The following is a 250-nucleotide window of genomic DNA, read 5'->3' as shown; positions in this document are numbered from 1 at the left end:
TTTCATATCAGCATACAGGCCAGACAGCAGATGGGGGCATTGATGGCACGGTGATAGTCAACACGAGACTTAAAGGCAGCCAAGAATATTGTATTCAATGTAAGCTTTATTCAAAAAATATTGGTGTGAAGCCGATACGTGAGTTTTTAGGTACTTTATCGCATTACAGAAACTATCATCAAGGTTACTTTGTGACTAACGCTAACTTTTCTAAAGCAGGAAAAGATTTTGCTGCTGACAAGGCCAATAT

General features: G+C 38.8%; 1 protein-coding gene. It reads left to right on the top strand.

All coding sequences use genetic code 11. From position 1 onward, the window contains the following. Positions 1-250, top strand: a 250-nt coding sequence (locus tag AAEY79_RS15870; RefSeq protein WP_352289616.1) for a restriction endonuclease, incomplete at both ends; no start/stop codon positions are given.

The organism is Psychrobacter sp. GW64-MNA-CIBAN-0177 (genome assembly GCF_040309585.1).
In the GTDB taxonomy this organism is placed as follows: Bacteria; Pseudomonadota; Gammaproteobacteria; order Pseudomonadales; family Moraxellaceae; genus Psychrobacter; species Psychrobacter okhotskensis.
Note: the sequence above shows the minus strand (reverse complement) of the source record. Positions and strands in the feature narration are given on the sequence as shown.